Below are 6722 nucleotides of genomic sequence, written 5' to 3' on the forward strand. Positions count from 1 at the left end.
TTCGTCGTTCGCTCCCGCTCTCAACTACGAATATGCAGACGGCGTCGACTATCGCGGACTAACCGCCTTCGCTTCGCTATCCATGGCGGTCAGCGGCTGTCAGCTAGCACAGGGTTACTACTACGCTCGCCCACTACCGGCTGATGAGTTCATCGCGCTACTTGTAAAACAGTCTTAGCTCAACGAAAGCCGATAGAAATCGGCACCGGCACACCACTCTGCTCACGAACGGCTTTCAGGATAGTCGCCCCGCGGATCAGCACATGCTCCCGCCCTACCGCCTGATGGATCGCCTCCATCGCCTGAATGACGCGCGTCTGCTCATCCTGCGGCGCCTCCTCCAACGGTGGGTGCACCTCGATATAGAGGGTATCGGCAAACCAGCCCGCCTTGACCGGCTGATCGATAATCTGCACCGGCGTTCCGACCGGCACCTCAGGGAAGAGGCGCTCGATATCTTCGGGGTACATTCGCACGCAACCATGTGTCACGCGCATGCCTACACCGAACGGTTTATTGGTACTGTGGATCAGATATCCGGGTCGACCAAGGCGTATCGCATAGCGCCCGAGCGGATTATCGGGCCCAGCCGGCACCACATCGGGTAGCGGCTCACCACTCTCCATCGCCTCCTTTTTGATCGAGGCCGGTGGCGTCCAGGTTGGGTCAAGCTTCTTGGCAATAATCGAGGTCGGCCCGAGCGGTGTCAGCCAATCCATACGCCCGATACTGACTGGATGGGTAATCACATGACCGGTCATCATCGACTGCTCGTCGGGGAAGTAGTAGAGGCGCATCTCCGAGACGTTGAGCACCACACCACGCCTTGCCACCTGCGGCAAGATATGTCGCCCCGGCAGCCGTACCCACGCCCCCTGATGCGGTAGCCAGCGATCCACATCGGGATTGGCCAACACGATCTCCTCCTGGCCAAAATCGTAACGCCGCGCGATATCGAGCAACGTATCCTCCTCATTCGCCTCGACGTGGCTGATTGCACCGACCAGACCGATCTCCGCCGGTGGCAGGATCATCGTCGCGGCCACAGCCGGACGTAGCGTCAGCAGCAACGCAGTCAGAAGCAGTGATAGAAGACGACACTCATTCATGAGCGATTAGATAGAGAGGAGCGTTGAATAGTTCAGGAGAGCAGAACGCTCTCCTGAACAGAGAGGGATCGTACCGTGCTACTGGCTTACCAGCGACGCACGCGACCCACATCGACGTGAATGAAGTTGGAACGTTCATAGTAGCCAACACCGCCACCGCGCAGCGCGAGTGCCGCCTTGCGCAGATCGCTCAGATCAGTGCCGGGCAGGCGAATATCGATCGCCTTGCCCTGCATGTGCAGACTCTTCTTCGCCACACCGCCGCTTTTACCGTTGAGCATGGCGTTGGTCTTGGGAGAGCGGTAGCCGGAGATGATATGGAAATCGCGATGACTGCCGACCTTCGTCTGCAGACGATAGAGCAGATCGATCAGTTCACGATTCATCTCATGATCAGTACCGGTACGGTGATCGCGCAGCAGATGGTTGATCTCAGCCAGCGCCTCGGGATGGTAACTCCCCTGCTCCCAGTAGGTAGTCGTCAAAGACTCACCAGTGTGGGTGTTGTAGAAGGAGAGCTCGCGAGAGGCCTCGCTCATGGCGAACAGTGATGTGGGGGCAGCTGCCACGGCAATGCCGCTGGCACAGGTTGCGAGAAAGCGACGACGCCCCGCGTCGGTTCCCGTTGTCTCATCAATAATCAAAACTTCACCCCTGCAATTGCTTACAAGTCAATTTCCAGTCACACAAGATACCCAAGAGGTTTGTGTAAACCTCACTCAACTAGTTGATTTGGGTTAAAAATAACTCGGGGCAGAATATCAGACTGTGGACTGCCTCACAAATCACTGTAGAGCTTATCCAAGCCCTGCAGTTGTTGTGCCAGACGCTGGTCGCGTCCATAGACGTCATTTCTGAACTGCATTACGCCCTGCTCATCGACCCACGCCGTCATATAGATGATGTAGATGGGGATCCGATTTGAGAGGTTTAAGCGCCGGGTCTCCTTCTCGCCGATCAGATCCAGCACCTGCTCACCACTCCACTCATCCCCGAGCAGATAGGAGGCGAGCTTGATCGGCTCAGCCACACGGATACAGCCACCGCTGAAGGTACGTACGCCCTTTTCAAACAGCCCCTGAGCCGGGGTATCGTGCAGGTAGATGGCGTGTTCGTTGGGGAAGATGAACTTGATCCGTCCCAGACTGTTCTTCACGCCCGGATCCTGACGCAGCCGATAGGGGAAGTTGTTGCGGCTCAGCTCCATCCAGTCGACCTCGGCCGGGTCGATCTCCTCACTGCCGAATGCAGCGCGCTGAAGCACCCGAATCCCCTTTTCAGTGAAGTAGTTCTTGTCCTGCTTCTGCTTCGGCAGCAGATTCTCCACCGCCAACCGCCGCGGTACGTGCCAGAAGGGGTTGGCCACCAGGTAGCGCACGGTGCCGCTGAAGGCGGGAGTTTCGCTGTAGTTCTTACCGATAATCACCTTCATACCGAACTGCGGCCGGTCATCATCGATCAGCTGCAGACTAAAATCGGCCAGATTGACCTGCAGGTGGTACTCCTCCAGCTGGCGCGGCATCCAACGCCAGCGCTCCATATTGAGTCTGATCTGCTGCATACGCAGCTCAACCGGCACGTTCAGCACCTCACGGGTGCGCGGCCCAACCACGCCATCCTCTTTCAGGCCGTGACGTTGCTGAAAACGGATTACCGCCTGGGTCAGTGCTTCATCAAATTGGTTGGAGCTGTTATCGATCCCATTTAGATCACCACTCAGATAGAGCCTGCGCCGCAGCCGCGAAACATCGCTGTGTTGCTTGCCGCGCTCCAGCGTCACCATCGCCTGTAGCCTAGGCCAGCCGCCATCATCGGCGATCATCTGATAGTGGGTGTGCGCGATCTGTAGATCGCGATAGCGGGGGTGCGGTGGAGCTAGCTCATCGAGCACCGACTGTAGTGACTCACCACGCGAAACCCGCCTCAGGTAATCGAGTGGCTCGATGTCGGTCCGCTCGATAAACCAGTCCTGCGCCTTGCGGTCGATCTCGGGTCGCCCGCTGTGAAGATCAACAACAAAGCGCAGCAGGCCGTGGGTCAGCAGTAGCTCCAGCCGCGCCAGTGCTTGATCATCCTCACTGCCAAGCAGCTGCTCGAGCTGTGCGGCATGGTAGCGCTCGTTATCGAGCCCGTGCTCACTGGCACCGATCAGGAGCAGCGCAAGCTGTTCGCCCATGCGTTCAACACCACCCGTGGCAACCCAGAAGGGTGCGCCGCTACGGCTATCGTAGAAACGGTTCAGGTCGCGCCACATCTCGCCCGAGACCTCGGGGATTCCCGAGGCGAGCTCACTCTCCAGCGCATCATCCAGCCCCGTGCGCAACTCAGACTCAGTCACGTAGTTACCGGCCCAGGAGATTTGGCATAACGGCAGTAGCAGCGCCAACAGTGCGCAGCCTCTAACAACTAATAGCGATAAGTAGTGCATGCATTCAAAACCTGCTGTCCAGCCGCGACGCTATCGTCCGACCATCAGCAAAAATGTTAACGAGCTCACAATTAAATTTGAGTATAGCACCTATACGCCAGCAATGGCCCAACAAAACCGAGGGGATTAGCCAAAACAATCGAGTAGGAGATGCTGCCATGAAACGGATAATTGCCATTGTTGTCGGCCTACTGGCTGCAGTTAACAGCAACCTGCTGAGCACCTCGAGCCTGGATGGCATCATCTTGCCGCTGCTCGCGGTGAGCGCCTTCCTCTATCTCTTAATCAGCACCCTGGGTTACTCGTCGAAAAATCTGCGTGACGATAGCAGCATGGCGGCCGCAGGCATCACCCTCTCCGACATCGGCTGTGGTGGCGATATCGGTGGCGGGGATAGCTGATAACTCAGGCATTAATAGCTCCTCGCTCGACACGCCTGCAACGCAGGCTTCCTCCCATGCCGCCAGGCGGCGGCTAATTACCGCGCACCAATCCTTGAACAATCTTGTTGACTCATTCAAAGCCAACAAACCGCTATCCGTGGCTGTAACGCCACGGTAATATCTCTCCCATAATCTTTCGCTCGAACTGACCCGGACTTACCAACCATGACGGACCGCGACACAGAGCTGGAGGAGCTGGTACTCAAGGAGAGTATCGTCAGCGCCACCGGTCTCAATACGGCTAACCTGCAGATCGGCATCAAGGGCGACCCCTCGATGCGCGAGACCGCGCTCTATCGCCAGAAATATCCAAGTCGCATGGATGAGATCTTCGAGCAGCTACGGCCGCAGCTCGAAGAGCTGCTACTGCGTCGCGGAACCTACCGCCTCTACCTCGGCTTTAATAGCTCCGAGGTGCGCATCTCCTCGGTCTTCGATCCGCTGCGTGAAGAGACTCATGAGGCAGAGAAGCTACTCGACAGCGCCTACCTCGACCGCCACTTCCCAAAACTCAGCTATGCCGAGAAGATCGAGGGGATGCGTACCCTCTACAAGTGTCTGCGCCACAGCGGCCTGTTTGATCTGCTGCCCACCCACTGGAAGAGCATCTCCGAGAAGCGCAGCCGCACCTGGGAGCCGATGGAAGAGGAGGAGATCGTCTCGATCCTCTCCACCATCAAGGTGATGCGCGACATGCCCGACTACTACCTTCGCAGCACTGCGATCTGCATCGTGCAGGACCTGGTGCGCATGCAGTTCAACTGCGACGGCACCCAGCTGGTCAGTGCCGAGCACTACAAAGAGTTCCTCGACGAGAACCTGCCGAGCTAGGGGCACTGCGTACCTTTGCGGCGCCCACCGTTTTATTGCGGAGTGCGCATCAGCCGCACGACTGCCGCTATAATGGCGACTTCATCAACGGGAAGATCGCCATGGAAAAGCTCTCGGTATTCATCACCACCTTCAACAACGCACACACCCTCCCCTTCACCCTGGAGAGCGTGAAGTGGGCCGATGAGATCGTGGTGCTCGACTCATTCAGCACCGATGAGACGATGGCGATCGCAGAGCAGTACGGCTGCAAGACCGCACAGCACAAGTTCATGGGCTACGGCCCACAGAAACAGCTGGCGCTGGAGATGACCAGCCACAACTGGGTACTACTGCTCGATGCCGACGAGGCCCCCTGCCCCGAACTGCAGGCGGAGATCCAGGCGCTGATGGCCGAGGGACCAAGCAAGGCTGGCTACACCATCGCCCGTCAGGAGCAGCTCTTCTGGCGTATGCGCACCACCAAAAACCGCATGAACCACTTCCTGCGCCTGTTCGACAAACGCAACGGCGGTCTCGATGACATCCCGATCCACGCCGCCCCCAAGGTCGAGGGCGAGCTGGGACGTCTCAAACACCCCTTCTACCACTTCGGCGAGATCGACATCCACACCAAGGTGTCGAAGATCAATAGCTACGCCCAGGGGCTGGTCGCCGACAAGGTTGCCAAGGGGCGCAAGGGTAATCCGTGGATGATGGTCTTCTACCCACCCTTCTTCTTTGTTCGCAGCTACCTCTTCAAACGCAGCTTCCTCAACGGCTGGGCTGGCTTCATCGGCTCGGTTATCGCCACCTTCTACGTCTTCCTCAAGTACGCCAACCTCTACGAGCACTACCAGTTCGAAAAACATGGCGACTCACTGCTACCGAAGGGGGCACCCAGCACCGTGGCGCTGCGCGAGAAGGGACGAAAAACCGTCTGAGCACCTCGTTAAATCGATCCCAAAACCCCAGTAACCCAGCCCCAAAGTCGACATTTCAAAACGCCCTATCGAAGCGCCACCAATCGGTCTACACTTGGTCGGAATAACTTCCTAACCACTCTCAAGGAGAGACGTCATGTTGAACAAGGCCCTTGTAGCGGCGCTATCACTCTGCGCCGTCACCTTCACCGCCAACGCAATGAACCCGGCACCGATGAGCGAACCCCTGATGAGCGAGGAGGAGCGCACCGCACACCGCGAGAAGATGCAGACCATGGCGCCCGAAGCGCGTATGGAATACATGCAGAAGCATCAGGAAGAGATGCAGAAACGTATGGAAGCCCGCAGCGATGCGCAGATGGATCAGAGCATGCAGAGCTGCGGCGGCCCCAACCGCGACGAGCAGATGAAACGCATGCGTGAGATGCGCGATGCAATGCGCACCCGCCAGCAGCAGATGATGGCCCTCTACAACCAGCAGCGCCCCACCTTCAGCCGTGGCCCGATGATGGGACCCTACGGTGGTAACCGTGGACCGATGATGATGGGGCCCTACGGTAATCGTGGTCCTGTAATGATGGGGCCTTACGGCAATCGTGGTCCGATGATGATGGGGCCTTATGGCAACCGTGGTCCAATGATGGGGCCATATGGTTATCGTGGTCCGGTAGCACCTACAGCGCCCGCTGCTCGGTAATTAGTCGTTAGTTTTGTTGAGAAGCCTCCATCCGGTTGGGTGGGGGCTTTTTTTATTGGTTGTGTCGCTGACACGACGTGATTCTAATGCGGGTTCGCGCACCCGCGCGGCGTGGTACTTTTGATTCGGCAAAAGCACCCAAAACCATCACCCCGCCACATCACCCTACGGGTTCCCTCCGCTTCTCACGATTTCATCGGGGAGTCGCTATTTTTGCGGAAGCTTGTTTTGGGCGTCCAAGCCCAAGCAAGCGGCAAATACTTAACGCGACCGTTTATGCCTACGGCGCCC

7 protein-coding genes are annotated in these 6722 nt (G+C 57.8%); 4 read left to right on the forward strand and 3 right to left on the reverse strand.

Annotation, left to right across the window (positions count from 1 at the left end):
- Positions 1-179 precede the first annotated feature (179 nt).
- From BOW52_RS15840 to BOW52_RS15850, 3 genes are all read right to left on the reverse strand, one after another.
- Positions 180-1109, reverse strand: a complete 930-nt coding sequence (locus BOW52_RS15840; RefSeq protein ID WP_078485052.1) for a L,D-transpeptidase family protein — start codon at positions 1107-1109, stop codon at positions 180-182.
- An 86-nt stretch (positions 1110-1195) separates the two neighbouring features.
- Positions 1196-1753 carry a DUF882 domain-containing protein gene (locus tag BOW52_RS15845; protein WP_236725785.1) on the reverse strand — a complete coding sequence of 186 codons (558 nt, stop codon included), beginning with the start codon at positions 1751-1753 and terminating at the stop codon, positions 1196-1198.
- A gap of 134 nt (positions 1754-1887) precedes the next feature.
- Positions 1888-3537 carry a L,D-transpeptidase family protein gene (locus BOW52_RS15850; RefSeq protein WP_078485053.1) on the reverse strand — a complete coding sequence of 550 codons (1650 nt, stop codon included), beginning with the start codon at positions 3535-3537 and terminating at the stop codon, positions 1888-1890.
- Positions 3538-3695: 158 nt separating this feature from the next.
- On the opposite strand from BOW52_RS15850, the gene BOW52_RS15855 reads away from it, so the two are divergent.
- The 4 genes from BOW52_RS15855 (at position 3696) to BOW52_RS15870 (ending at position 6431) form a co-directional block, all read left to right on the forward strand.
- Positions 3696-3938 carry a hypothetical protein gene (locus BOW52_RS15855; RefSeq protein ID WP_078485054.1) on the forward strand — a complete coding sequence of 81 codons (243 nt, stop codon included), beginning with the start codon at positions 3696-3698 and terminating at the stop codon, positions 3936-3938.
- Positions 3939-4145: 207 nt separating this feature from the next.
- Complete coding sequence (locus BOW52_RS15860) at positions 4146-4811, forward strand: hypothetical protein (RefSeq protein ID WP_078485055.1); 666 nt, start codon at positions 4146-4148, stop codon at positions 4809-4811.
- 101 nt (positions 4812-4912) lie between these two features.
- The gene (locus BOW52_RS15865; RefSeq protein WP_078485056.1) at positions 4913-5734 is read left to right on the forward strand and encodes a glycosyltransferase family 2 protein; all 822 of its coding nucleotides are present in this window, start codon (positions 4913-4915) and stop codon (positions 5732-5734) included.
- A gap of 136 nt (positions 5735-5870) precedes the next feature.
- Positions 5871-6431 (forward strand): hypothetical protein, encoded by a 561-nt coding sequence (locus tag BOW52_RS15870; RefSeq protein ID WP_078485057.1) that lies wholly within the window; start codon positions 5871-5873, stop codon positions 6429-6431.
- The last annotated feature ends 291 nt before the right edge of the window (positions 6432-6722 follow it).

It is taken from the genome of Solemya pervernicosa gill symbiont, assembly GCF_002020875.1.
Taxonomy (GTDB): Bacteria; Pseudomonadota; Gammaproteobacteria.

What these genes read in the sequence shown, in the direction of transcription:
- BOW52_RS15865 (WP_078485056.1), top strand. Translation starts at nt 4,913, where the DNA reads ATGGAAAAGCTCTCGGTATTCATCACCACCTTCAACAACGCACACACC.
- BOW52_RS15870 (WP_078485057.1), top strand. Translation starts at nt 5,871, where the DNA reads ATGTTGAACAAGGCCCTTGTAGCGGCGCTATCACTCTGCGCCGTCACC.
- BOW52_RS15855 (WP_078485054.1), top strand. Translation starts at nt 3,696, where the DNA reads ATGAAACGGATAATTGCCATTGTTGTCGGCCTACTGGCTGCAGTTAAC.
- BOW52_RS15840 (WP_078485052.1), bottom strand. Translation starts at nt 1,109, where the DNA reads ATGAATGAGTGTCGTCTTCTATCACTGCTTCTGACTGCGTTGCTGCTG.
- BOW52_RS15860 (WP_078485055.1), top strand. Translation starts at nt 4,146, where the DNA reads ATGACGGACCGCGACACAGAGCTGGAGGAGCTGGTACTCAAGGAGAGT.
- BOW52_RS15850 (WP_078485053.1), bottom strand. Translation starts at nt 3,537, where the DNA reads ATGCACTACTTATCGCTATTAGTTGTTAGAGGCTGCGCACTGTTGGCG.